At 40.3% G+C, this 25640-nt stretch carries 21 protein-coding genes; 15 read left to right on the forward strand and 6 right to left on the reverse strand.

Going from position 1 to position 25640, the window contains the following annotated elements; translation table 11 throughout:
* Positions 1–96 precede the first annotated feature (96 nt).
* Complete coding sequence (locus tag ACVHUV_RS10505) at positions 97–966, forward strand: NAD(P)-dependent oxidoreductase (RefSeq protein WP_462084581.1); 870 nt, start codon at positions 97–99, stop codon at positions 964–966.
* Positions 967–1128: 162 nt separating this feature from the next.
* Here ACVHUV_RS10505 and ACVHUV_RS10510 read toward each other — a convergent pair whose 3' ends face one another.
* Positions 1129–1602: a YkyB family protein gene (locus ACVHUV_RS10510; RefSeq protein WP_462084582.1), complete on the reverse strand. Its 474-nt coding sequence runs from the start codon at positions 1600–1602 to the stop codon at positions 1129–1131.
* A gap of 326 nt (positions 1603–1928) precedes the next feature.
* Here ACVHUV_RS10510 and ACVHUV_RS10515 point away from each other — a divergent pair, with 326 nt between their 5' ends.
* From ACVHUV_RS10515 to ACVHUV_RS10580, 14 genes are all read left to right on the forward strand, one after another.
* Positions 1929–3980, forward strand: coding sequence for a putative bifunctional diguanylate cyclase/phosphodiesterase (locus tag ACVHUV_RS10515; RefSeq protein ID WP_462084583.1), 2052 nt, complete (start codon positions 1929–1931; stop codon positions 3978–3980).
* Positions 3981–4114: 134 nt separating this feature from the next.
* The gene (gene fadH / locus ACVHUV_RS10520; protein WP_462084584.1) at positions 4115–4873 is read left to right on the forward strand and encodes a 2,4-dienoyl-CoA reductase; all 759 of its coding nucleotides are present in this window, start codon (positions 4115–4117) and stop codon (positions 4871–4873) included.
* Positions 4874–4946: 73 nt separating this feature from the next.
* A complete protein-coding gene (locus tag ACVHUV_RS10525) occupies positions 4947–5183 on the forward strand; it encodes a hypothetical protein (protein WP_317941818.1) in 237 nt (78 codons plus the stop codon).
* A gap of 285 nt (positions 5184–5468) precedes the next feature.
* Complete coding sequence (gene cbpB, locus ACVHUV_RS10530; protein ID WP_317941817.1) at positions 5469–5906, forward strand: cyclic-di-AMP-binding protein CbpB; 438 nt, start codon at positions 5469–5471, stop codon at positions 5904–5906.
* 107 nt (positions 5907–6013) lie between these two features.
* Entirely contained in the window at positions 6014–7501 is a 1488-nt protein-coding gene (locus ACVHUV_RS10535; RefSeq protein ID WP_462084585.1) for an MDR family MFS transporter, read from the forward strand.
* The gene (ccpC, locus tag ACVHUV_RS10540; protein ID WP_317941815.1) at positions 7482–8378 is read left to right on the forward strand and encodes a transcriptional regulator CcpC; all 897 of its coding nucleotides are present in this window, start codon (positions 7482–7484) and stop codon (positions 8376–8378) included. Before ACVHUV_RS10535 ends, ccpC begins: the two co-directional genes overlap by 20 nt.
* 82 nt (positions 8379–8460) lie before the next feature.
* Positions 8461–10881 carry a DUF8725 domain-containing protein gene (locus ACVHUV_RS10545; protein WP_462084586.1) on the forward strand — a complete coding sequence of 807 codons (2421 nt, stop codon included), beginning with the start codon at positions 8461–8463 and terminating at the stop codon, positions 10879–10881.
* The gene (locus ACVHUV_RS10550) at positions 10878–11807 is read left to right on the forward strand and encodes an ABC transporter ATP-binding protein (RefSeq protein ID WP_317941812.1); all 930 of its coding nucleotides are present in this window, start codon (positions 10878–10880) and stop codon (positions 11805–11807) included. Before ACVHUV_RS10545 ends, ACVHUV_RS10550 begins: the two co-directional genes overlap by 4 nt.
* Positions 11808–11809: 2 nt before the next feature.
* Entirely contained in the window at positions 11810–12655 is an 846-nt protein-coding gene (locus ACVHUV_RS10555) for an ABC transporter permease (protein WP_462084587.1), read from the forward strand.
* A 10-nt stretch (positions 12656–12665) separates the two neighbouring features.
* Entirely contained in the window at positions 12666–14054 is a 1389-nt protein-coding gene (locus tag ACVHUV_RS10560) for a DUF8809 domain-containing protein (RefSeq protein ID WP_462084588.1), read from the forward strand.
* A gap of 21 nt (positions 14055–14075) precedes the next feature.
* On the forward strand, positions 14076–15068 hold the full coding sequence (locus tag ACVHUV_RS10565) for an AAA family ATPase (protein WP_317941810.1): 993 nt from the start codon (positions 14076–14078) through the stop codon (positions 15066–15068).
* Positions 15068–15940 carry a DUF58 domain-containing protein gene (locus tag ACVHUV_RS10570; RefSeq protein WP_317941809.1) on the forward strand — a complete coding sequence of 291 codons (873 nt, stop codon included), beginning with the start codon at positions 15068–15070 and terminating at the stop codon, positions 15938–15940. Before ACVHUV_RS10565 ends, ACVHUV_RS10570 begins: the two co-directional genes overlap by 1 nt.
* Before the next feature lie 14 nt (positions 15941–15954).
* Positions 15955–17715: a vWA domain-containing protein gene (locus ACVHUV_RS10575; RefSeq protein WP_462084589.1), complete on the forward strand. Its 1761-nt coding sequence runs from the start codon at positions 15955–15957 to the stop codon at positions 17713–17715.
* Positions 17696–20293: a VWA domain-containing protein gene (locus ACVHUV_RS10580; RefSeq protein ID WP_462084590.1), complete on the forward strand. Its 2598-nt coding sequence runs from the start codon at positions 17696–17698 to the stop codon at positions 20291–20293. The genes ACVHUV_RS10575 and ACVHUV_RS10580 overlap by 20 nt, the downstream gene beginning before the upstream one ends.
* An 88-nt stretch (positions 20294–20381) precedes the next feature.
* Here the strand turns inward: ACVHUV_RS10580 and ACVHUV_RS10585 are convergent, their stop codons facing one another.
* The 5 genes from ACVHUV_RS10585 to ACVHUV_RS10605 form a co-directional block, all read right to left on the reverse strand.
* Positions 20382–21581: an MFS transporter gene (locus tag ACVHUV_RS10585; RefSeq protein WP_462084591.1), complete on the reverse strand. Its 1200-nt coding sequence runs from the start codon at positions 21579–21581 to the stop codon at positions 20382–20384.
* Positions 21582–21849: 268 nt separating this feature from the next.
* Positions 21850–22920, reverse strand: a complete 1071-nt coding sequence (locus tag ACVHUV_RS10590; RefSeq protein ID WP_462084592.1) for an ABC transporter substrate-binding protein — start codon at positions 22918–22920, stop codon at positions 21850–21852.
* Entirely contained in the window at positions 22917–23717 is an 801-nt protein-coding gene (locus tag ACVHUV_RS10595; protein ID WP_317941804.1) for an ABC transporter permease, read from the reverse strand. The genes ACVHUV_RS10590 and ACVHUV_RS10595 overlap by 4 nt, the downstream gene beginning before the upstream one ends.
* Positions 23701–24525, reverse strand: coding sequence for an ABC transporter permease (locus tag ACVHUV_RS10600; RefSeq protein WP_317941803.1), 825 nt, complete (start codon positions 24523–24525; stop codon positions 23701–23703). Before ACVHUV_RS10600 ends, ACVHUV_RS10595 begins: the two co-directional genes overlap by 17 nt.
* The gene (locus ACVHUV_RS10605; protein ID WP_317941801.1) at positions 24515–25621 is read right to left on the reverse strand and encodes an ABC transporter ATP-binding protein; all 1107 of its coding nucleotides are present in this window, start codon (positions 25619–25621) and stop codon (positions 24515–24517) included. The genes ACVHUV_RS10600 and ACVHUV_RS10605 overlap by 11 nt, the downstream gene beginning before the upstream one ends.
* Positions 25622–25640: the final 19 nt, after the last annotated feature.

Consider the following 25640-nt stretch of genomic DNA (forward strand, 5'->3'; position numbering starts at 1 on the left):
CCCCCTTTTGAGGACAGAACCTTTTTCAGGTTTTGTCCTCCTTTTTTGTTGAACATTGTTTATAATGAGAGTAATACATATATTGGAGGGGTCAACTTGGAGAAGGCAAAATTAGCGTTCATTGGCACGGGTGTAATGGGTAAAAGTATTGTAAAGCATTTGTTGCAAGCGGGACATGATGTCACAGTTTATACGAGAACAAAAGCAAAAGCGGAGGAACTGCTTCAGTTTGGGGCTAAATGGGCTGAAACAGTTGGGCAAGCGGTTGAAGGGGCGAGCGTTATCTTTTCGATGGTCGGTTATCCAACTGATGTGGAGGAAGTGTTTTACGGTAGTGGCGGGATTTTAGAGAATGCCAATTCGCAAGCTTTGTTTATTGACATGACAACTTCCAGCCCTTCGTTAGCACAGCGCATGGATGCTGATGCGAGGGAAAGAGGTTTGTTTACACTAGACGCGCCAGTATCGGGTGGAGATGTTGGGGCACAAAATGGTACACTTTCCATTATGTGTGGAGGGGCTGAAGAAGTGTTCGAAAGGGCGCTACCTTTCTTACAACGATTCGGTAAGCAAATTGTGTATCAGGGTCCTTCAGGGGCTGGCCAGCATACAAAAATGTGTAACCAAATCGCTATTGCGACAGGCATGATTGGCGTTTGTGAAGCACTCGTCTATGGAAAGAAAGCGGGTCTGGATTTAGATACTGTATTACAGTCCATTGCAACAGGTGCAGCGGGATCTTGGTCATTGTCCAATTTGGCTCCTCGAATCATAAAAGGAGATTTTGAGCCGGGTTTTTACGTAAAGCATTTTGTGAAAGATATGAAAATTGCTTTGGAGGAAGCTGATAGGATGGGAGTAGCTCTTCCTGGTCTTCAAATGGCAAAGGATTTATATGCAGAGTTAATAGAGGAAGGGTATGGAGAAAAAGGTACTCAAGTGTTATTTATGAAATATAAGAATTGATAGATGGTGTAAAAGGTACAAGAAACAGTGGGTGGCATGCTGTTTGTATAAGTGAAAAATAGAAAAACGCGTGAAAGCAAAGGAACAGGCCGATTGCTTTTACGCGTTTTTCTTTCTGTTTGATGTTCGTCAGGCAATGTGAACTCTTTGGTGATCCTACGTTTACTTCCCATCTAAATAAGAGGAACGGAAGGATTGTGTATGTGACATTCGCTTGGTTTTGTGTTCCTTTATTGCAGGTCTTTTTTTAGGAGGAGTTTGGTGTACGACAGAGTCTTCTCCGATGAATGCAAGCAACAATTCTTTAGCTGCTTTTAAATTCATATGGATTTGAGGGTTTCGGAATTGTTGGTCTTGATTGCCGAGGTGAGGGAGAGATGTGAAGTCTTCTTTTGTTGGTAAGGTATGAAAGAGAAAATCACTGCATGCCACAAGCACTGTTGAGCTTTGTTTGCTTAATTGAGGATTCTCAATAAAATGCAAACCGATTTTTTGGGCATCCCCATTTCGAAGGAGTTGTTGAATCGCTTTGTTTTTCAATGTATACAACTCACGATTATTCGTAGCTGTTTTGGCGTGTCGGTTCACGGTATAGATGGCGATTGCCAATTGCTGTATTCTTTCTTCGTTAGTCACTGTTATCCTCCGCTCAAATATTGACGTCTGTCCTCCTATCATAGCATAGTTGAAACTAAAATGAAGTAGAGATGAATTTTACACAGACTACGCTACGATGTAATACCAAAACTATCTGATCATCGTCTTGACTCTGCGTGATATATGTGTACGGGACTACGGTTCGTTTACAGAAATTTACGTAGAGACACTATTTTTTTGTCGAATAAAAAGGTATACTTGTAAAATAACGTAGAATAGTAGGAAAACATGTATAATGATCGCCCTTAGCAAGAGATGTCCCCCTACTGCTCGTTAAAAGACAATCGACATGCATGGAGGCATACATGGAGAATAAAACTGTACAAGAACATCATGACGAAACACTGTGTACATATTTACAACAACATCCTCACAGTCTTGCCATCCTGATCGGCAGTATGCACGGCGACGATTGGACGGTTCTGTCCACAAACGAAGAAGCAAAGCGGTTTTTTGAAGAAAGTGAAGGGCTAGACGCGGCCAGCTACTTTGGACCATTCTGGGCGCCTTTACGTAAACAGATAGGGACAATGTGCTCTACACAAACGAGTAAAAAACAGATCGCTTATGAAATATATGAACAAGCTCACTTATTTGAGTCAATTATCATTCGCCAAGCTTCAGAACATTATCAAGAAATGTATGTGATTGAATTACGTTCACAAGAAGCGCTATTGGAAGAACAGATGATCCGTATAGAATTCGAACAAAAATATATGTCAGTAATTGAGCATAATTTAGATCCGATTATTACAATTAATCGCAGCAATCGTATTACGTATGCAAATATATCCGTTCATAATGCGTTTGGTTATCGAATGAAAGAACTGTCCGGACGTTCTGTCATCGATCTTTTGAGTGATGAAAAGAAAGAGGAATTCGATCACTTTATCGCACGGGCTTTTGCCGGTGAGTCATTAGAAATGGAAGGGATATCATTCTTTCATAAAAAAGGAAAGTATGTGACTTCCTATATAAAAGCAATTCCTGTAAAAATTAACGGATCAATTGATGAAATTCACTTGATTTTGCGCGATACTTCTTATCATCAAAAGAATAATGAAAAGTTATTGTTTTTATCTTATCACGATCAATTGACGGGTTTATGGAACCGACGTGCATTAAAAGAACATTTTAAAGTGGATGCCGACTATGCAAAGAAAAGTGATGAATATTTGTCTTTTATTCATTTAGACTTGGATCGCTTTAAAACGATTAACGATTCTCTTGGCCGCAATGGTGCGGATGAAATGCTGAAGATGATTGCCGACAGAATAAAAATGGTTTGTAGAAAGGATTGTAAGCTGTATCGAAATGGAGGGGACGAATACATTATCTCTTTCCGGAACCATTCCATTGACAGCACAGAATCATTGGTACAGCGGATTCTCAGTGATTTTACAAAGCCTTTCTATTACAATCATCAAGAGTATTTCATCTCTGCATCAGTCGGTATTTCAGTCTATCCACATGATGGTGTATCACTTGAAGGATTATTGCAGAAGGCTGAGCAAGCTGTTTTGTACGTAAAAGAGAATGGTAGGTCCCATTATCGGTTTTATCGTGAAGATATGAATAGCACATTTACAGATTTGGCTTTAATGGAATCCCATCTTCGTCGAGCAATTGAATTTAATGAGCTTGCGGTTTATTATCAACCGCAAGTAAATTTAAATACAGGGCAAATCGATAGTTTTGAAGCGCTGTTACGATGGAATAATCGAAAGTTCGGTTTTGTTTCACCGATGGAATTCATCCCTTTAGCGGAAGAATCCGGTCTGATTCATACGATAGGTGATTGGGTGCTAGAAGTTGTTTGTAAGCAGTTGAAAGAATGGCAAGACAAACAATATCGTCCGGTTCGAATCGCTGTAAATATTTCTCCGAAACAATTCAGATCTGGAGATTTTGCACTGAAAACGAAAGAATTAATAGAAAAACATGAAATAGATGCCTCTTCTTTTGAAGTAGAAATTACGGAAACAGCATTAATGCACATGAACGATACTTTATTAACCTTGCAAAAACTAAAAGCAATTGGTGTAACTATTTCAGTGGATGACTTTGGAACAGGATACTCGTCTTTAAGTTATTTAAAGCAATACCCCATTGATATTATTAAAATCGATCGGTCTTTTATAAAAGACATTGAACATGATAAGAAGAACGAAGCAATTGCAAAAACGATTATTAACTTAGCCCATAACCTTGGAATGGAAGTGATAGCTGAAGGTGTGGAGAAAGAGTTGCAAGCAAAAATTCTTAAAGCGGCGGCATGCCATAAAGCACAAGGGTTCTTGTTTAGCAAACCCGTTCCCGCTTCACAAATTGTCGATCAATATTTTGACTGGATTTAACTAAAAAAATGAGGTACATGAAGGTGTGTAAGAAGTGACACATTTTCATGTGCTTTTTTAGTGTTCATCTATATCATATACAGAAAATTGTGCTATAATTATGAGTGAGTATTCATTCATAAAGGGGGAGTAACATGTTTGAGGAAAAAGTCATTATTGTAACAGGCGGTTCTAGCGGGATGGGCAAGTATATGGCGAGAAAGTTTGCTGAAGAGGGTGCTCACGTCATAATAACAGGACGGGATGAAGCGAAACTAGAACAAGCAAAATTAGAAATTGGGGAATCTGCATATTGTTATCAAATGGATGTCCGGTCAACTGAGCAAGTGCAGGGGCTAGTTGAGTTTGCAGATGAGAAATTCGGTAAGATTGATGGACTTGTAAATAATGCAGCTGGAAATTTCATTGTCCAAGCTGAAGATTTATCACCGAATGGCTGGAATGCGGTAATTGACATTGTATTGAATGGAACTTTTTACTGTTCAAGTGCTGTTGGCAAGTATTGGATAGAAAAGGGGCAAAAAGGGAACATTTTAAACATGTTAGCCACATATGCATGGGATGCAGGCCCAGGGGTTGTTCATTCGGCAGCTGCGAAAGCTGGTGTCATGTCGTTGACTCGAACATTAGCTGTCGAGTGGGGACGTAAGTACGGCTTTAGGGTAAATGGAATTGCACCAGGACCTATTGAGCGCACAGGTGGAGCTGAAAAATTGTTCCAATCTGAAAAAGCGGTTCAACGTACAATCAATTCCGTTCCTCTTGGGCGTGTAGGAAAACCTGAAGAGATCGCTGAATTAGCAGCTTTCATTATGTCTGATAAAGCAGCTTATATGAATGGGGAAATCGTCACATTAGATGGTGGACAGTGGTTGAACCAATATCCTTTCTAATAGGAATTGCTTTAGTATTGTTTCCATTAAATCGCACACCCTACGTCATAATGAAGTAGGGAGGTTTACTAGTATGATGGATATTTGGACAGTTCCAGTTGTGATTGTCATTCTTATTATCGCTTATATTGGGTGGAAATCTGTGCGAAATTGGAATGAACCTGTAGTTCGTCTGAACAATAAAGACCAGCAAATCCCAGAGGTTGTGGAAGAAAACCCTTTTACTGTGAATCCGATTATTTGGGTGATCGCTGTCGCATCTGTGTTCATTCTGTTCGTGATTTTTTATTATTGGGCCTCTTCTTCATGAGAAGAGGTTTTTCACTTTGTATAGGTTGTCCAAATTACTTTCTTTATTTCCAGGCAGACGCGTTGGAAGTGCCCCGCGGAAAGCGTGCGCCGGAACGCAAGCCAACGGGTTCGAAGGAGTTTAACTGTAAATAAGTGAGTTAATCAACAAACCTGCATTGATTTTATTTCTCTTGCCCTTATTCTAATGCTCTTTCGCAATATGATACGCTGTTGGGAGACACTTATGGTATGATAGTGTTGAAGATTTGTTAGACAGCTTAAGAACCGAAGGAGCGATTCATTTATGATTTCTGTAAATAACAGGGATTTTTTGCATGTGCCGATTACAGACTATATTATTCCGTCTGAGAAAGTTGCACATGTGCAAGTTGGGAATAATGCTGAACACGCCCTTCTCGTCCTGACCAAGACTGGTTATTCTGCCATTCCTGTCATTGATTCGAAAAATCACTTAAGAGGTTTACTTGGTATCGGGATGATTACGGATTCCATTTTAGGATTGGAACGAATTGAATACGAACGGCTTTCAGACTTAAAAGTCGATGACATTATGCAAACAGACTTACCTACAATTAAAACAACCGATAAATTCCAAAAAGGACTAGATTTGTTAATTAACCATACGTTTTTATGTGTTACGGAAGAAGACGGGACATTTGCAGGGATATTGACAAGAAGAGTCATGTTAAAAGAGTTTAAAAAATACATTTACACAAAATAATCGATTCGATAGTCTGATTCGTCAGTATGCGTAACAAGGAAGGCTCCAAATTGGGGCCTTTTCCTAATTGTATACATAAATTATGGTTGGGTCATGGAGGGATGAATATGACGAAAGGTATAACGACAAAACGGCCGCTCGTGCTTGTTTCAGTTATGCTTGCAATGTTCGTTGGGGCTGTTGAAGCGACAATTGTTTCCACAGCTATGCCCGCAATTGCAGCAGAGTTGGGGGGCTTTTCAAGATATAGTTGGATTTTTTCATCTTATTTATTAATGAGTACGGTGACAGTTTTAGTCTATGGGAAACTTGCTGATCTATTTGGCCGCAAGCCAATATTTTTTTTAGGACTTTCGATTTTTCTAATCGGCTCTATTCTTTGTGGTTTGGCGACATCCATGGAAATGTTAATTGTTTTCAGATTCATTCAAGGGTTAGGCGCTGGTGCAGTGATGCCGATTGCTACAACGATCGTAGGAGATATTTACACGACGGAAGAGCGAGCAAAAATACAAGGCTATTTGTCGAGTGTGTGGGGGATATCTGCCGTCTCAGGGCCAGTTATCGGTGGTCTCATTGTTCAATACGTAGATTGGAAATATATCTTTTGGGTAAATGTTCCGCTTGGACTATTGGCGATGGCCGGTGTCTATTTGTTTTTGCATGAACCAGCAGTTGAACGTAAAGTGGCAATTGATAAGAAAGGAGCGTTATTACTGACGCTGTCGTTATCGTTCCTTCTTTTTTGGTTGGTTGAAGGAGGACAAGGGTTTCCACGACTTTCTGGTATTAGCTTTGTCCTTCTCGTTTTGGGTCTTGCACTATTTACTTTGTTCATTTTTGTCGAGCGTGTTGCAGAAGATCCGATGATGCCATTTTCTATTTGGAAAAATCCGGTTATCCTCTATGCCAATCTAGTTTCATTGACGACTGGTGTCATTCTCATTGGCGTTTCGACTTATTTGCCGACTTTTGTAACTGGCGTAATGGAACAACCTGCAATTATTGCTGGATTTACTTTAACGACGATGTCCATTGGCTGGCCTATTGCATCATCTGTTGCTGGCCATTTATTAGTGAGATTTGGTCCCTTTCCAGTCTCTTTTGTTGGTGGACTTTCTCTCATTGTTGGTGCTGTTCTGTTCGTCTTCATGTCAAGCGAATCAGGACCGGTATGGGCAGCAGTTGCCAGCTTTTTCATTGGTGTCGGCATGGGGCTAACAAGCACTTCGTTCACTGTCACAATCCAAGGATCTGTTGGTCGGGAAAAAAGAGGTACGGCTACAGCTGCAAATATGTTTATGCGAAATTTCGGCAATACAATTGGAGCAGCTATTTTTGGTGCAGTCCTAAATGGATCACTTTTATTTATTTTTAAGCGAGAGCACCTTTTTTATGAAGTAAATGATATAAACGCACTATTAACCGTAGATGAGCGATTGTTATTGCCAACGTTGAAGTTGCAATCTCTCCAAGAAGCATTGGACAGTTCATTGCAATGGGTCTATATTGTCGTGCTTCTCTTTGCCGTCATAAGTGTATTACTCATTTTACGCATTCCAAGAGGGAGGATGAATGAACGTGACGACAACTGAATTGGAAATTATTAAAGCACTTGCCGAAGAAGGAAACATGCGCAAAGCATCTGAGCGATTATTTCTCTCGCAGCCGGCATTGTCACAACGTCTACAGACGATTGAAAAAGAGTGGGGTGCAATGCTGTTTATCCGCTCACAAAAAGGCTTGGAACCGACACCTGCAGGCGAACTTGTTATCGCGTATGCAAGAGAAACGATTTTAAAGAAAGCAGAAACATTGGAAATGATCGCTTCACTTGCCGACAAAGTACATGGTACGTTGCGTATTGCGTGTGCATCCATTATTGGGCAAACTTGGTTGCCGCAAGTATTAAAAGAATTTGTCAGAATGTACCCCGATGCAAAAGTTTCTCTCATGACAGGTTGGAGTTCTGAAATTATGAAAGCTCTCTATGATGGGGAGGCCCATGTTGGAATTGTACGTGGACAAGTGGATTGGAAGAGCAAGAAAACGTATTTATTTAGGGATAAATTGTATTTAGTCGATCAAGAAATACAATCCATTGATGAATTGAAAAATACAGATCGACCGTTCATTCAATTCAAAAGTGATTCGAATTATTACATGGAAATTCAGAGATGGTGGCAACGACATTTTTCTCAATATCCCGGCCGTCAAATTACAGTCGACCAAATTGAGACGTGCAAACAACTTGCACTGAATGGAATTGGTTATGCGATTTTGCCAAACATTACGTTAACGGGCGATGAAAAAGTAAACAAAATTCCTCTTTTGAATAGTGAAGAAGAATTCGAATTGACAAGGGATACATGGCTGATTGGGTATGATTCCACATTTGCGTTAAAGCAAGTAAGTGCTTTTACAGAAGTGGTTATGGCGCATGCTGAAAAATTAAGAAAAGAATCAGAATAAAGGGGAACTTTCTTTCCTTTCCTACGTACTAATTAAGAAAGCTAAATAGATAAATGGCAATTGCCGATTAGGGGGAGTCTACATGTGGAAAAAACAGTGGGCAATCATAGCAATGCTGCTAACTGTATGCTTGTTCCTGCCAACTGTCCATGCGGCTGCAGCACCAGAATTAAAAGTGAAGGTGTCTGCGGGTTTTGACGGCAAGGCAAAATACGGAAAAGGAGCACCGATTTTAATTGAAGTCGAGAATAATGGAACTTCAACATTTAACGGTGACATGGTCATCGATACGCAACAAACGTATGAATCGGGTGTTGGAGAAGTCTTTCCTTTGTCGATAGAAGCAGGTGAAACAAAAACCGTATCTTTTGTTGTTTCGAAAATGTTTGATTTTAATATGTATGGATTAAATACGAAATCTATTTACTTTTATGAAGGTGGATGGAAAAAAGGTAAAGAAATTCAGCATAAAGGTTCTCAACAAATAACAGTTGCCATGTATCACGAAGATACGAAAATCATCACAACGTTTACAGATAACGTTGATCGACTTTCTGCAGTAAAAGGCATCAGATTGAATAATACTTCTTCTACTCAAGTGATTGATAGCACAAAAGTGGCATCCATTAAACTGCCTGATGAAGCTGCTGGATGGGGACCGGCTGATATTATTATCATAGACGAATATCCAGTTGCGGATTTATCTCCATCAGAGCAGGAATCTCTTGTGAATTGGGTTCGAGGTGGAGGCATCATCGTGTTTGGTGGATCGGATCATGTAGATGCCGAGGCAGGTACTTTTGCTGAATTTTTGCCTCTTAAAGTTGCTGAAAACAAAACAATCAGCCCACAGGTTTTTAATGACTGGACAAAAAGAAAAGGATTCACAGAAGATATTCAACTAGCAAAGGCGACATTGAACAAGGGAGCAACTGTTATCCATGCATCTGGTTCAGACATATTAGCCGCTTCCAACCAACTCGGAAAAGGAATGGTCGTACAGACTGCCTTCTCGGTTGGGGATGAACCATTTTCAAAAGTATCTGATGCAACTATCGTGTGGAATCAGATTCTGAATAATGTGCAACAATCATTAATGGTAGGCGGAAGTATGAACTATTATGACCAACCGATGGACTCTTTGCGCTGGACAATCGGTAATGCAAATGAATTGTTTCCTTCTTTTAAAGTTTCCGCTCCGTTCATTTTCGGAATCATCATTCTATATATCATTATTATTATCCCTGTATTATATTTTGTTTTAAAACGGAAAGACAAACGGGAACATGCTTGGTGGATCATCCCAGCCATATCAATTGTCGTTTCCGTATTCATTTTTGCATATGGTGCGCACGATCGTATTGGGAAAGCACAAATTCAACAGACATCTGTTTTCGATGTCAATCAGGACGGAACGATGACAGGGTATTTTGTTGAATCGATTTTAACACATAAAGGTGGAGACTTCGTGTTCACAGCACCTCGTGAGACGATTTTATCAACATTTACACCGTATTCTTCAGGGTTCTTCGGTCCTTCTCAAATGGGGACGAGTGCGCATAAAAGGGCGATACTGGAAAAAGATGCGAGTAGTTTGAACTTGTATGTACGAGACGTCGGATACTGGGACGTTGCGACCGTTTTTGGTCAAACGACATTAAACGAAGTCGGTACGTTTGCAATTGATCTGACCGTAAAAGATAAACAGTTAACGGGTGAAATTACAAACAATTTTCCTTTTCCATTAAGTGATGTGGCGATTTGGTCTGGAACAAAACAAATTACAGTTGGTGATTTAGGTCCTGGAGAAACAGTGAAAGTGAATGAAACGTTAAAAACATCTACGCTCATCAGAAAGCAGTCCTCAAATTCCATGTATATGGGTTATCAACCTGCTGCGACGACGGATGATCTAATGAAAATGCGTAAAGATAGTGTCCTTTCTTTTTCTGGTGATTTCATGAATAACCAACCAAAGCCAGTCGTAATCGGCTACACAGATACAAAATTTATTCCAGTTGAATTGGAAGGCACAAAAGCATCAACAGATGCATTCACGATGGTGTCACAAGCTTTTACACCGAATATCGAATTTAGCGGAGCTTTTTCTGTTGATGCCGAAATGATGACGATGGAGCTTTTGTCTGAAGTGAATAATATGCCTGCACATTCAAGTGGGTACGCAGGGAACATGTATTATTTTGACGAAGATGTATACATCCAATCATGGCATCTACCGAAAGATTTGCTAGAAAAAGCGTTTACGTGGAAGTCCATGGATATCTCAAAGATTAAGAAGAACTTGTATGATGTGAGTATATTAAATATCCAAACAAACGAATACGAACCACTTGAATCGGAAACGAGTTTGACAATTGATACGTTAGATCGTTACCTAACAACTGATGGGGTCGTTAAATTGAAATTGGACTTTATCAATAAACAGCATGGCAATGAGGCACAACCCCCAATCATCAAGTTGCATGGCGAGGTGAAGAAATGATTGACATACAGGGACTAACAAAAAAATATGGCCAATTTACTGCGTTAGATAATTTAAACCTTTCGTTAGATGAAGGGACGGTTTTTGGATTTGTTGGTGCAAATGGAGCAGGCAAATCAACGACATTTCTCATTTTATCGACTTTGTTGCAACCTACTTCAGGGGATGTTTTCATTAACGGAATTAGCGTGAGAAAGAAACCGGATGAAATACGAAAGTTGATCGGCTACATGCCGGATTTCTTTGGGGTATACGATCAGTTAAAAGCGGATGAATATTTGGATTTCTATGGAGCTAGTTATGGAATTCCAGAAGATGAAAGAAAAAAACTCATACCACAATTACTAGAACTTGTTAATCTATCCCATAAAAGATATTCGTATGTTGACTTATTATCCCGTGGGATGAAGCAAAGACTATGTTTGGCAAGAAGTCTTATACATGATCCAAAAGTTCTGATTCTAGACGAACCAGCATCAGGACTTGATCCTCGTGCAAGAATTGAAATGCGAGACATTTTAAGAACACTGAAAGGGATGGGTAAAACCATCTTGATTTCATCACATATACTGCCGGAACTTGCAGAGATGTGTGATGAAATTGGTGTAATTGATAATGGGAAGTTAATTGCACATGGATCTGTAACGGAAATTCAAAAAAAATTGCAAGGTGAAAAGCAAATTACAGTGCGCACAGTCGGTGATCGAGCAGAAGCGATTACATTTTTTGAAGAACAACCTTATGTTAGTACTGTTGAGTTGCTTGAGGAAAACGATGGATTCTCTTTCACTTATAGAGGAACGGATATTGAGCAAGCAAATATGTTACGAAAAGCAATGCTTGCAAATATACAAATATTATCGTTCATGGAGCATATTACGAATTTAGAAGATGTCTTTATGGAAATAACGAAAGGGGCGGACTGATTATGCGTTTCAACAATCCTGTTCTTGCGAAAGAGCTGAAATTGCGTTTCCGATCCTTTAAAGGCTTCAACGGCATCTTGTTTTTCTTACTTGCAATGTGTGTGTTTGTCTTTGGATACATTTTTCTCACCGTTAATATTGGTGGTAGCTCTTATTTCAGACCAAGTCAAAGTTTCGTCCTTTTTGCGTTTCTATCCTATATACAATTAGGTCTTGTGCTGTTTACGGCACCTGGCTTGACAGCGGGAGCTATAAGTTCTGAACGGGAAAAGCAGACATTACCGATCCTATTGACGACATCTCAAAGCTCTTTCCAAATCATTTCTGGAAAGATGTTGTCTTCGGTAGCATTTCTTTTATTACTCATTGTTGCAGGTCTTCCAGTTTACAGTTTGGTGTTTTTGTTTGGTGGTATTTCACCAATGCATTTTTTAAAAATGCTTCTATTTTTATTTGTGACATTGCTTGCAATCGGAAGCTTAGGCGTAATGTTTTCGACATTACTCCGTAGAACAATTGTGTCGATGATTGTCACGTATGGCTCAATGTTGTTCCTTTCGGTCGTAACTGGCTTCCTTTTCATCATAACGATGCAAATGAAAATGTATACACAAATGGGTACACCATCTATGTCACCGTCCTATTTAGGCCAGTTTTTGGCGTCCATTAATCCGGCGGTTTTATTTGCTACTTTTTTATCACCTGATATGAATCGAACCATTCATGAGATGACGAATATCGATTTTCCTATTTGGGCAGGTTATTTAATTTTCTACGGTATTCTTACCATGTTTTCTCTTTTCATTGCAGTAAAGAGATTGCGTGTTAATATGAAAAAATTAAAATGAGGTGAACTTTTTGGAAGGGAAAAGAGCATTACAACGATATGTAGATCGTGCGTTACGAGCTCTTCGCTTTGAGCGATCGATTTATCAATTGCAAACAGGTTTGTTCATCTCCATCCTGGTTTATACGGTAATACTTGCCGCTTCCAGATTGTTTATCCTGCCTTACTATGAGCAGATTGCTTTTTGGGCATCTTTTGGCACACTTCTCATCGCCGTCATTGTTATCCTTTTGAAACGAATTCATCGTCAAGAAGCTGTGTGGAGACTGGATCATTATTTACCGCACAATCTTCTTGTTACGGCTTTGGATGTGGACGACCAACAAACAAATTTAGCCGATGTACTAGTCGGTAATGCAAAAGCGCAAGTACCGACTGCGTACGAAAAATTCAAGAAACGGGATAAGCATTTTATCCATGCAAAAATGATAGTGGGTATTTTTGTTTTTTCAATCTGTTCAACGTTGCTCTTTTTGTTCCCGTCAGTTGCACAAGAAGAAGCAGAGGCAGTTGTAAAAGAAAAAGAGATTGTTGAAGAGTTGAAAAAAGAAATAAAAGATTTAGCGAAGAAAGAAAAAGTACCGGAGTTAAAAAAAGAACTCGAAGAACTAGCTAATCAATTAAAAGAAAGTCCAACATCTGAGCAGTTGCTGAAGGAGCTAGTGAAAAAACAGAAAGAGCTAAAATTGAAAGAACAAAAGTTAACTGAGAAACAATCTGTTGAAGGGCTGAATGATTCCGAACAAGAGGAGTTGGATCAACTTCAACCTCTCGTTGACCAATTAGCACAACAAGCCGGGAAGACTCAAAGTGCTTTAAATAAAATCGGCAAAGCACCATCATTGCCTGCATTGGCTAATGCCGGAAAATCTACACAATCTGGTTCAAGTAATTCAACCGGAAACGGTAAACCTGGTCAAGGTCAAGGCGAAGGCCAAGGTGAAGGCCAAGGCGAGGGCCAAGGCGAAGGTCAAGGCGAGGGCCAAGGCGAGGGTCAAGGCGAAGGCGAAGGTCAAGGCGAAGGTCAAGGCGAAGGTCAAGGTCAAGGTCAGGGCCAAGGTCAGGGCCAAGGCCAAGGTCAAGGCCAGGGCCAAGGTCAAGGTCAAGGGCCGGGAAGTGGAATGGGAGCAGGTACTGGAAAAGGTGGTCGTGACCTTTTATCCATTCCTGCAAACAGAATAGGAAAACAAACCAATTCATCTATCGACAGTGGAAAACTTGGTGAAGGGGATTTCATCGAAGAGAACGAGCGGGAAGGGTTAACAGAGAAAGGGACGATACGTCCGTATAAAGAAGTAATCGGAAATTACAAAGATGCGTATCTAAAAGGGTCTGATAAAATGAAACTTCCAGCAGATTTACAACGTGTCCTTTCTGATTACTTTTCATCAATTGAATGATAAATGATAGGGGATGTATACATGTCTTTTTCACCTGAACAATTTGAAGAAATGAGTAGCAAACTTGCTGAAGTGCGGAGTGAGATTGGGAAATTCATCGTTGGCCAGCAAGAAGCAGTTGACTTTTGTCTGTATTCCATATTAGCTGACGGTCACGCATTACTTGAAGGTTTACCAGGTCTCGGAAAAACAATGCTTATTCGAACAATTTCTGAAGTGTTGGACCTATCCTTTGCGCGTATCCAATTTACGCCTGATTTAATGCCAGCAGACATTACAGGCACAAGTATTTTAGAACGTGATAAGGATGGAATTCAACGATTTATCTTCAAAGAAGGTCCGATATTTGGCCAAATGGTCCTTGCAGACGAAATCAATCGAGCGACACCTAAAACCCAAAGTGCTCTGTTAGAGGCGATGGGAGAAAAGACCGTAACGGTTCTCGGTGAAACGAGAAAAATGGCCAATCCATTTTTTGTATTGGCAACTCAAAATCCGATTGAAATGGAAGGGACATATCCTTTACCTGAAGCGCAAATGGACCGATTTTTGTGCAAGATTTTACTTCCGTATCCAACAAAAGAAGAATTGAAAGAAATTATGAAGCGAACGACAGGACCTCGTACAATCGGTGTAGAAAAAGTGATGACAGCTACTAAAATCATTGAAGCACAAGAAATGGTTAGAACTGTCGTAATTGCAGATGAAATGGTCGATTATGCAGTCGATTTGATTGCTGCAACCCATCAAAAAGTTGAAACAGGTAACGAATGGAGCCAGTACGTGCAATACGGAAGTGGTCCGCGGGGCTTGCAGTCCATTATTCGTTTAGCAAAAGCAAGAGCGCTTGTTTCTGGACGCTTCCATGTGTCAATTGCTGATATTAAGACAGTCGCTAAACCTGCATTACGCCATCGGGTCCTCATCAATTATGAAGGTGAAGCGGAAGGTGTCGACGTAGATCAGTTGATCGATAAATTATTGGAAGAGATTCGCCAAGGAGCATCTGTCTAATGGGTGAACAACTCTTTCCGGATGGTTTGACAAAAAGGTTAGGTGCACTAACCATTGCGACAAAATCACGGCGTCTTGGCCACCATAAAGGGACACATCGTTCAACGAAAACAGGTACTTCATTGGATTTCTCTGATTTTAGAGAGTATCATCCCGGTGATGACTTGCGCCACATCGATTGGAATGTGTTTGCCCGTACAGATAAGCCGTTCATTAAACAGTTTTTGGACGAACAGGAGATGCGGATACATATACTGCTCGATTCCACAAAATCGATGGGAACGGATGGCAAGTGGGACTTTGCTCGCCAGCTTGCAATTGGATTTGGACAGATTGCATTAAAAAGCGGTGATACCGTTTCCTTTTCAACTTGGACAGCAGAGCAGAACTATTTCTTCAGAAAGAAGGGGGCACTCCATCGGGCTTCCTTTAAAAAATTTGTTTCGCAACTACCAGCACCTTCGTCCCCTAATGGTTTTGCTGATCATGCGCTTCGTCATGTTCCAAAAGCCGTTACGGTGTTGTTCATCATTACAGACGGGCTGGAAGAACTGTCAAAGTGGGAGTTGCTTTTTAAAAGACTTCCGGGTATTTGCAGAGACGTCCGTGTTATGACAATACATTCTCGTACAGAAGAAGTGCCGACTTATGAAGGAGATGTAAGATTTATTGACGTTGAGGATGAAGCAATCGTGGAAGTATCACTAAATCACCGTATCGTACAACAGTATCAAGAAAAGAAAAGTAGGCATGAAGCGGAAATACGAGCACTGGCGAATAAATACGGTATCCAGCTGGTGCGTACAGAAGTCACAGATGGCGTCATGGAAGTGTTTACTAAGAAGATGCGCCATATTGGTTGGCTACGTTGAAGGGGGACGGCTAAGTGGGTTTGGATCAATTGAATAATTTGTGGACGGCAATTTTCCCGCTCGCCGTCCTTCTTTATTATTTTTTTCGGAAGAAATACGTGACGACGACAATTTCATCCACTTTATTTTGGGAAAGGTCGATGCGTGAAACGAAAGTATCGCCCTATTTAAAAAATCTACAACAAAATGCTTTGTTTTATTTACAAATGGCTGCGTTATTGTTGTTTCTCTTTGTGTTACTAAAGCCTTATGTTGCTGAAGAGAACGTGGTAGGAGAACATTCAATTTTTGTCATTGATACATCAGCCTCAATGGGGGCTATGGTTGACGGAGTATCGTTGTTTGAGCGGAACAAGAAAAAATTGCTTGCTCTAGCAGAAGAAAAAGAAGGGGAAGCGATTTCCGTTATCACAACTGGTAAAGAGCCTTCTTTCCTTTTGCGGGAAGAAAAAGATTTACGCTTGATTCTAGGGACAATTGATCAATTGGAACTGAACTACGAACATGAACATATGGATCGGGCAATTGAAATCGTCCAATCTATTGCAAAAACGGGCGGCGCAGATGTTCATATTTTTACAGATTACTTGGATCGTTCATTTTTTATGGAAAACGAAAATGGTATTTCGTGGAACATTCATAACAACGACAAACCACTCACGAATATTTCGATTGAAAAGTTTGGAGCTGTATCCTCTCAAAATCATACAGAAGCAATTGTCAAATTGAAAAATGAGTCAGCGATGAAGTTGGAAGGGAAAGTCCTGCTGAAGAATGAATTGACGGGTGAACAGCTTGCGGCAGAAAATGTAGTTGTAGAAGGGCAATCGGAAGAGCTATTAAGCTTCAAGGAGTTACCAGTAATGACTGTTGTTAGTGTGAAGATAGAAGCGGAAGATGACTATCTTTTGGATAATGAAGCAATCGTGTTGTTAGGAAAAGAGTCAACGGAAGTTATTGTTGACGTTCAGCTCCATGAACTTGTGAAAAAAGCATTTGAGGCAATTGGCTTGACTGTAACAACTGGTTCTACAAATGAATTGAACCTATCAAGAGATCAAGCGATACTTGTCACAAATCAGACCTCTTTTTTAGATGAAGGGACGGAACCAATTTTGTTAATTGGGCGAAATGACGTTTCGGCAGAAGAAGTAGCGGGGGACATTGAGACGGTACCAAACCCATTATTTACAGTTGCTTCGATTGAAGAAGTGTATGTAAGTGAACTCTATCCTCCATTTGAGGGTTTCACAACACTTGCTTCAATCAATGATAGGCCTTTCATTCAGCAGTCTTCTCGAGGGGATATTGTAGTATTAACAGATATCGACTTAACAGATTGGCCATTACATCCGTCGTTTCCGTTGTTTTTTTGGAGTGCTTCAGAGTTGTTGCGAACGGATCGTGAACTTATCGGCTCTTTTACACCAAATGAACGTAAAGCAATTGTGACAGGCGGAGCCGAATCCCTAGAACTATTCACCCTTGATGATCAATATGTAACGACATTCACGGATGGCAATAGTTTTGTTGCCCCTTCAAAACCAGGCATCTATAAGTTACTCGATGAAGGTAATGAGAGCTTTCTGTCTGTACAACTTGATGCTGCAGAAAAAACAGTTGCAGATGGAAAAGGCTATCAACTCGGTTCTACCCAACAGAAAAACCAAGAAGAAGGTAAAAAGTTGATAGGTTGGCTGTTTTTATTGCCAGTTCTCCTTCTGTTAGTACTAGAGTGGGAGGTGCAAAGACGTCGTGGATATCCGAATAATTGAACCGTTGTGGCTGCTATTGCTTGTTCCGATTGGACTGTATATGGGTTATACGTGGAAAGCATCAAAATTAAAAGTCATTAGCAAAGGTGCAATTTTATTTGTATTAAGAAGTGCAGTCATCATTTCCCTTGTATTTGCACTAACCGTTCCCTATATTAATCTACCGCATAAAGAAGAACAAATCTTGTTTGTCGTGGATAGGTCTGTATCGATTGAAGATGCCGGTCAGCTAGCTGAACAATGGATTGCGGATAGTTTAAAAGAACGTAAAGAGTATCAAGCTTCCGGCATTTATTCATTCGGAGGTGGCTTTCGAACAGATCATCAGTTGACAGACCAAGCAGTAAATATAGCATCTCCTGAACCGTTACCTACAGCGAATAAGACTAATATTGCGAACGCGGTCGATTTGTCTGTTGCATTAGCAAAAAGGAATGTAGCAACTCGACTTGTTCTGTTAACGGATGGATTGGAGACGGATGGGTCGATCGAGGAATTGCTCCCGAAGTATGAAAATAGCCATGTCCAGATTGATACCGTTGTATTGAAGAAAACGAATGTGGCAGATGCATCCATTTCATTATTCGACACGCCGCGAACTGCGTTTGAAGGCGAAAAGCAGCTACTCCGAGTTGAAGTTGAGTCATCGTCTAAGACAGCGGGGCAATTGCTTATTTACCGAAACGATGAAGAGATTAATCGGGAAGAAGTTGTATTGGACGAAGGTGGGAATGTCTTCACATATTCCATGGAGGCAAAAGGATCCGGTTTGTTGAAATATGAAGCGAAGCTCATTGTTCCAAATGATGGTCTACTCGAAAACAATCGAATGCTTTCCGTAACAATGGTGGAGCAATCACCGAAAGTGCTCGTTGTTCAAACTGAACGTAATCCATCTGTCATACCTTCTTTGTTGGATCAGAATGCAATGGATGTCGATGTTTTGCAAGCTGAACAACTGCCTGAAACGTTGTCGGGTTATTTAGGGTATGGTGCCATTATTTTTGACAATGTCCCTGGTCATCTTGTAGGTGAGCATAAAATGACCGTGATTGAACAAGCTGTTAAAAATTTCGGTACAGGTTTCATGATGGTTGGTGGTGAAGATAGCTTTGGACTTGGCGGTTATTTTAAATCACCAATTGAGAGGTTGTTACCTGTTGAGATGGAAGTGAAAGGGAAAGAGCAATTACCATCTCTTGGACTTGTCATTGCAATGGACCGATCTGGAAGTATGTCAGGATCTAAAATTGTCATTGCGAGGGAAGCAGCTGCCCGAGCAGTCGATCTTCTCCGAAATGATGATACGTTTGGTTTTACAGCGTTTGATCATGAAATTTGGGAAGTCATTCCTGTAGGGACACTGGGAGATAAACAAGATGTTATCGATCAAATTCTTTCTATACCGGTAGCAGGCGGAACTGATATTTTCCCATCCGTTGCAAAAGGATATGAAGACTTGGCAGATTTGAAGCTTCAGAGGAAGCATATTATTTTACTGACGGACGGCCAATCATCGATGCCTTCGGATTATGAAGACATCATTACGGAAGGTAAGACAAATAACGTTACTTTATCTACCGTATCAATTGGCACAGATGCAGATGTTGGTCTATTGGAAGAACTCGCTGAATTGGGGGGAGGCCGATTTTATAATGCAATCGATGAGTCGACAGTCCCTGCTATTCTAACCCGTGAGACTTCTATGCTGACGAGAACATATATTGAGGACAATCCATTTTATATGAATTTGAATAATGTGCCTGAATGGACTTCACTCTTTACAGAAGGAGTTCCACAAATGAATGCATATATCGCAACAACTCCAAAAGGCACGTCAACGATTGTCGCTGAGAGTCCGAAAGAAGACCCTATTCTTGCTGAATGGATGTATGGATTAGGACGTACCGTTGCATTTACATCTGATTCTACAGGTAAATGGGCTGGAGATCTTGCGAGGTGGGGAGGATATGGTGATTTCTGGAACGCGGCTGTTTCTAGATTGCTACCGTCGTATGAAAGTGTCCCGTATCTAATTACGCATGAACGTGGAGGCACATATACAGTGACGGATACGTCGAAAAATTCAGCGTTCCTGGATATTGCCATTGTAAATGAAAAAGGAAATGATGTGAATTTTGTCTCTGAACCACTCGCACCGGGGAAAGTGAGAGTTACGCTGGATACTGATCCTGGACTTGTATTCTTTGGAGTTTCAGACGATAAAGGAGGACTCTTTGAAGCGGGTGTTTCTGTTCCTTATAGTGATGAATTCAAATACGCTGAGCCGAATGTTCAGCTATTAGAAAAAATTTCAGAACGTACAGGGGGGAAGGTACTGGAAGAACCAACAGAAGCTTTTCGTCCTCATCCTTATAAAAGTGCTGATCAGCTACCGATTGCTCAGTGGCTTGTAATGTTAGGGATGATCCTGTTTTTCGTAGATATTACATTGCGACGTTTTGGAATGTTAGGTGGACTCGTACGAAGAAAGAAAGACGATACGGAGTCTGTCTCCACGCCTTCATCGAGCGAAGACCATGTAGGTGCTTTATTAAAAGCGAAAAAGAGACGATAACGAATTAGAGCCCTATACTCTTTAGCATACATGCGAGAGAGTAAGGGGCTTTTTGTTTGTAGATAGTAAGGACTGTAAGTAGAACTTTTTAAGTCCGTGTAGCTGCAATGATATTTTTCTTTTTGACAGACCAGACATTTGCAATGGCAAAGCAAATGAGTAAGATCGCAGTACCGAGTATGTAAGGAAATGTATAATTTATATCAAATATAAAGCCTGCTAGTGCTGGTCCAAACATGTTTCCTAAACTCATATATGCATTCATCATACCTGCTGCAAAACCTTGTTCTTCTCCTGCAAGTTTAGAGACGAGCGTATTGACTGCTGGACGCAAGAGGGAAGTAGCGGTGGAAAACACAGTAGCGACCAATAGAATCGTCCAAAAAAGATCTACAAAAAGAATTGCGAGCATCGCACCGGCTGCAATGAGAAGATTGACAAGAACAATACGCATTTCCCCAAATCGCTTAAACAATGGATTGATGACAAATGTTTGAACGATAACGCCTACAAACCCACCGACTGTGATGAGAACTGCAATCTGGGTAGGCGTATAGCCATATTTTTGATCGACATACAAAGAAATCGTCGATTGAAAATTAGCCAATCCAAATGAAAATACAAACATGACGATTAGTAAGACAAAATAAGGTGTTTTTGTAGATTTCACTAGTTGCTTAAAAAGATGATCTTGTCGTTTATGCTGTTTTTCCATTGAAATTGTTGGTGTAGGATTCGGTAAAATGATGATCGATAAGAGTGCTGCAAAAAAAGAAGCACCTGCAGCAAAATAAAATGGAAAATGTAAACTAATTGTTGAAAGGAAACCCCCGATGCCTGGTCCAATCATAAAACCTAACGACATGGAAGCTCCCAATAGGCCCATTCCTCTTCCTCTTCCTTCAAGTGTTGTAATATCCGCTACGAATGCCATCATTGGCGGTACAAGAAAAGCTGCACCAAATCCTGAAAAGAATCTTGCGGCAAAAAGCATCCATAATTCTGTAGATAAGCTAAAAGCGAGTTGCGCAGCACCGTATATGAACAAGCCGATAATAATGATTTTCTTTCTGCCATGTCGGTCTGAAAGATCTCCTGACAGAGGAGAAAAGATGAATTGAGCAAAAGAGAAGATTGCGATGAGGAATCCGAGTACCATACCAGCGGCGCCGAAAGTTTTTAAGAATTCAGGCATGATCGGAATAATTAGACCGATGCCCGCCATCGCGATGAACATATTGAACATCAAAACGATAAGTGCGATATTGGTGGATTTTGAACCTGTCAAATGCGCACCGCCTTTCAATATAGTAATTACGTTATTGAAATAGTTTACCATAGTAAATAGCCAAATACACACGATTGAGAAAAGGAAACGATTTGGTTAGTTAATAGGAGATTTAAAGGCATGCGAAGCGTAAAACAAATCAGGAACAGTACATAAAAATGCATGAGGGCGATATGCCTCCATGCATTTTAAGAATTCGTATAAAGTGAACTTTCAAGTCTGTACCGGAATGCAAAACTCCAGTCATCCTCATACGATTAATTTGTCTTTAGTTCAAATCCATTTTGAATTCAAGGAACAGTTCATTATAGATTCCTAGTAATTCTAGGCCGAGATTTTTATATACTTCTAATTCACTTCTTGTTTCTTCGTCGGGATAAAACCGTTCATCTAATACAACTTCAGGATCCATAAGGTCCAAAGCAGTTTGATTAGGTGTGGAATACCCAACATAATCTGCGTTTTGAGCCGCTACTTCAGGGTCTAACATAAAGTTAATGAACGCATGGGCACCTTCAATATTTTTACTCGTTCTTGGAATAACAATATTATCAAACCATAAATTTGAGCCTTCTTCTGGAACGATGTAGTCTATATCCTCGTTTTCATACATCATATCTGCAGCTTGCCCAGACCATGTTAAGGAGATTGCGGCTTCATTGTTAATCATTAGTTGGGTTACTTCATCGCCAATCACTGCTTTAACATTTGACTTGAGTGTTTTCAGCTTGTCGACAGCTTGCCGAAGTTCAGCAGGGTTTGTTGAGTTTAGCGAGTACCCTAATGAGTTTAAGCCCATACCAACTGTTTCGCGTGCACCATCTACGAGGATGACACGTTGCTTTAACGAAGGATCCCATAGATTATCCCAACTTTCGAACGTTTGCCCTTCGAGAAGCGTTGGATTGAAAGCTATTCCTACAGTGCCCCAAAAGTACGGGATTGAGTACGTATTGCCAGGGTCAAATGGCAAGTTGAGAAAATAAGAATCGATATGTTGGATATTTGGAATTTTACTATAATCAATCGGTAAAAGAAGATCTTTTTCGACCATCATTTCAACCATGTATTCGGATGGGACGGATATGTCGTATGCTGTTCCGCCTTGCTCGATTTTTGCCATCATTCCCTCGTTGGAGTCAAATGTTTCATAAATAACTTTATAGCCTGTCTCTTGCTCAAATTGTTTAAGTAATTCAGGGTCAATATATTCCCCCCAATTATAGACAGTAATTGTATTTTTTCCTGACTTGCTTCCTTCGCTCAATTCTCCATTAATGAAGAAGAGAACTCCAGATACAGCTAAAATAAGTATTGCTACTTGTAATAAAGATTTCATTTCTTCACCCCCGCAAAAGGAGTTTTTAACTTTTGATTAATGGCGTAGTAGCCGACGACTAATAGGACGGTGACGATGAATATTAGACCGGATAAGGCGTTAATCGTCAAGCTGATCCCTGTCCTTGCCATTGAATAGATCTCAACTGATAACGTGGAGAATCCATTTCCGGTAACGAAAAATGTAACTGCAAAATCGTCTAATGAATAGGTCAAAGCTAAGAAGAAGCCAGCAAATATTCCGGGTTGAATGAAAGGTAGGATGACTCTCCTCATAATATCCTTTCGCGTTGCTCCTAGATCTAGTGCAGCGTCAATTAGCGTTGGATTCATCTCAGCAAGTTTAGGCAGTACCATGATGACTACGATTGGAATACTGAAGGCAATATGTGAAATCAACACAGATGCAAAACCTAGCTTCACGCCAAGAATTGTAAACAAAATGAGAAATGAAGCACCAATGATAACATCTGGGCTGACAATTAGGATATTGTTCAACGACAATACTGCATTCCGCATTTTTTTATTTCGCATGAAATAGATGGCAAGTGCGCCCATTACCCCAATGGTTGTCGATAATAAGGCAGAAAGCAAGGCGACAATAACTGTATTGATGACGATAATAATGAGTCGTTTGTCTTCGAAAACTGCTGCGTAATGTTCAAGCGTGAAAGACTCGAAGTTTGACATGCCACCACCCGAATTAAATGAGTAGAACATGAGATAAAAGATGGGTGCATATAAAATAATGAAAACGACCGCCAAAAAAAGTTTAGGAAGCTTACCGATTCTTTCCATTGTTAGTCGCCTCCTTTTCTTTAGCTGTTGTTACGAGCATGATAATGAACATGAACAAAATAAGGAATACGGCAATGGTGGACCCCATGCCCCAATTTTGCGTGACTAAAAATTGTTGTTCAATTGCTGTACCAAGTGTGATGACTTTATTCCCCGCAATAAGTCTTGTAATCATGAAGAGTGATAATGCAGGAATAAATACGACTTGAACGCCCGATTTCACACCATTAATGGTAAGCGGCCAAATGACCCGCCTGAACGTTGTCCATGAGTTAGCACCTAAATCACGTGAGGCGTCAATTAAAGCTGGATTTAACTTATCAAGTGCATTAAAGATCGGAAGAATCATAAACGGAATGAAAATGTAAACCGAAACAAAGACGAAACTGAAATCCGTAAACAGAATTTGTTGTTTGCCAATGCCGATTACATCTAAAAATGCATTTACAGGTCCATACAATCCCATCAAACCGATAAAAGCATACGTTTTCAGTAACAAATTAATCCATGATGGAATGATGATCAGTAAAAGCCAAAGTTGCTTGTGCTTCGTTTTTGTCAATAAGTATGCAGTTGGGTAAGCAATCAGCAACGAAAAAAATGTAATGAGAAATGCATACCAAAAAGAACTGAGCGTCAACGTCAAATAAACGGACGAAAAGAAGTTTTGATAGTTCTCAAGTGTAAAATTGCCGGTCAAGTCGAAAAATGAATAGTACACAATGAGTGCAATCGGTGCAAGAACGAACAAGATGATCCATGCAGCATAAGGGATCGTATAAACGGGACGGAGTCGATTATTCTTCATGAGCAATCGCTCCGTAGGCTTCAAGTCTTGCATCGTAGTCTTCTTCAGATTCATTCAATCGCATGACGTGAATATCTTCAGGATTAAAATCTAGTCCAATGACAGCTCCAACTTCAGCTTTCTTTGTCGAGTGAACGAGCCACTCATTACCGTCACTGTCGTATGTTGACAATTCATAATGAACACCACGGAACAACTGTGTATCGACAGTCACATTCAATTTTCCTTTATCGACCGTCGTCATTTCCAAGTCTTCTGGCCGCAAAACGATATCTACTTTCTCATTTGGCTGTAATCCTGCATCTGCACAATCAAACCGTTTACCTGTAAATTCGACTACATAATCCTCAATCATTCTTCCGGAAACAATATTGGATTCACCGATGAAATCAGCAACAAAACGGTTAATCGGCTCATCGTAAATATCGATTGGTGTGCCTGATTGTTGGATGGAACCTGCATTCATGACGAAAATTTCATCGGACATCGCGAGTGCTTCTTCTTGGTCGTGTGTAACAAACACGAATGTTTTTCCTAAACGTTGCTGTAATTCCCGTAACTCATATTGCATCTCAGAGCGCAGTTTCAAGTCTAAGGCCGAAAGGGGTTCATCTAATAAAATGACTTCCGGATCGTTGACGATTGCTCTTGCAATCGCTACACGTTGACGTTGACCGCCAGACATCTCTGTAATTTCCCGACTTTCATAACCAGCCAAGTTTACGAATTTTAGCGCTTCTTTTACACGTGTATCGATTTCAGCTTTTTTTACTTTCTTGATGCGTAAGCCAAACGCGACATTTTCATACACGTTTAAATGAGGAAAGAGAGCATAGTCTTGAAATACGGTATTTACTTGACGTTCATTTGCTGGGACCGTATTAATATTTTTCCCGTTAAAGTAAATCGTGCCTTCAGTTGGTTCAATAAAACCGGCAATTAGCCGAAGGATTGTTGTTTTTCCGCAACCTGAAGGTCCTAACAATGTATAAAATTTCCCCCGTTCCATTTCAAACGAGACACCATCCAAAACCGTTGTATCTTCACCATATTGTTTGCTTACGTTTTCAAAACGAATAATTGGTTCAGTTGTCATAATTGTTATCCTCCTTCTT

The sequence above is a fragment of the Sporosarcina saromensis genome, assembly GCF_054901285.1.

Excerpts from the sequence above, each read along its gene's own strand:
- ACVHUV_RS10515 (WP_462084583.1), top strand. The coding sequence starts at position 1,929 with ATGGAGAATAAAACTGTACAAGAACATCATGACGAAACACTGTGTACA.
- ACVHUV_RS10550 (WP_317941812.1), top strand. The coding sequence starts at position 10,878 with ATGATTGACATACAGGGACTAACAAAAAAATATGGCCAATTTACTGCG.
- fadH (WP_462084584.1), top strand. The coding sequence starts at position 4,115 with ATGTTTGAGGAAAAAGTCATTATTGTAACAGGCGGTTCTAGCGGGATG.
- ACVHUV_RS10555 (WP_462084587.1), top strand. The coding sequence starts at position 11,810 with ATGCGTTTCAACAATCCTGTTCTTGCGAAAGAGCTGAAATTGCGTTTC.
- ACVHUV_RS10590 (WP_462084592.1), bottom strand. The coding sequence starts at position 22,920 with ATGAAATCTTTATTACAAGTAGCAATACTTATTTTAGCTGTATCTGGA.
- ACVHUV_RS10565 (WP_317941810.1), top strand. The coding sequence starts at position 14,076 with ATGTCTTTTTCACCTGAACAATTTGAAGAAATGAGTAGCAAACTTGCT.
- ACVHUV_RS10535 (WP_462084585.1), top strand. The coding sequence starts at position 6,014 with ATGACGAAAGGTATAACGACAAAACGGCCGCTCGTGCTTGTTTCAGTT.
- ACVHUV_RS10600 (WP_317941803.1), bottom strand. The coding sequence starts at position 24,525 with ATGAAGAATAATCGACTCCGTCCCGTTTATACGATCCCTTATGCTGCA.
- ACVHUV_RS10605 (WP_317941801.1), bottom strand. The coding sequence starts at position 25,621 with ATGACAACTGAACCAATTATTCGTTTTGAAAACGTAAGCAAACAATAT.
- ACVHUV_RS10570 (WP_317941809.1), top strand. The coding sequence starts at position 15,068 with ATGGGTGAACAACTCTTTCCGGATGGTTTGACAAAAAGGTTAGGTGCA.
- ACVHUV_RS10595 (WP_317941804.1), bottom strand. The coding sequence starts at position 23,717 with ATGGAAAGAATCGGTAAGCTTCCTAAACTTTTTTTGGCGGTCGTTTTC.
- ACVHUV_RS10545 (WP_462084586.1), top strand. The coding sequence starts at position 8,461 with ATGTGGAAAAAACAGTGGGCAATCATAGCAATGCTGCTAACTGTATGC.
- ACVHUV_RS10525 (WP_317941818.1), top strand. The coding sequence starts at position 4,947 with ATGATGGATATTTGGACAGTTCCAGTTGTGATTGTCATTCTTATTATC.
- ccpC (WP_317941815.1), top strand. The coding sequence starts at position 7,482 with ATGAACGTGACGACAACTGAATTGGAAATTATTAAAGCACTTGCCGAA.
- cbpB (WP_317941817.1), top strand. The coding sequence starts at position 5,469 with ATGATTTCTGTAAATAACAGGGATTTTTTGCATGTGCCGATTACAGAC.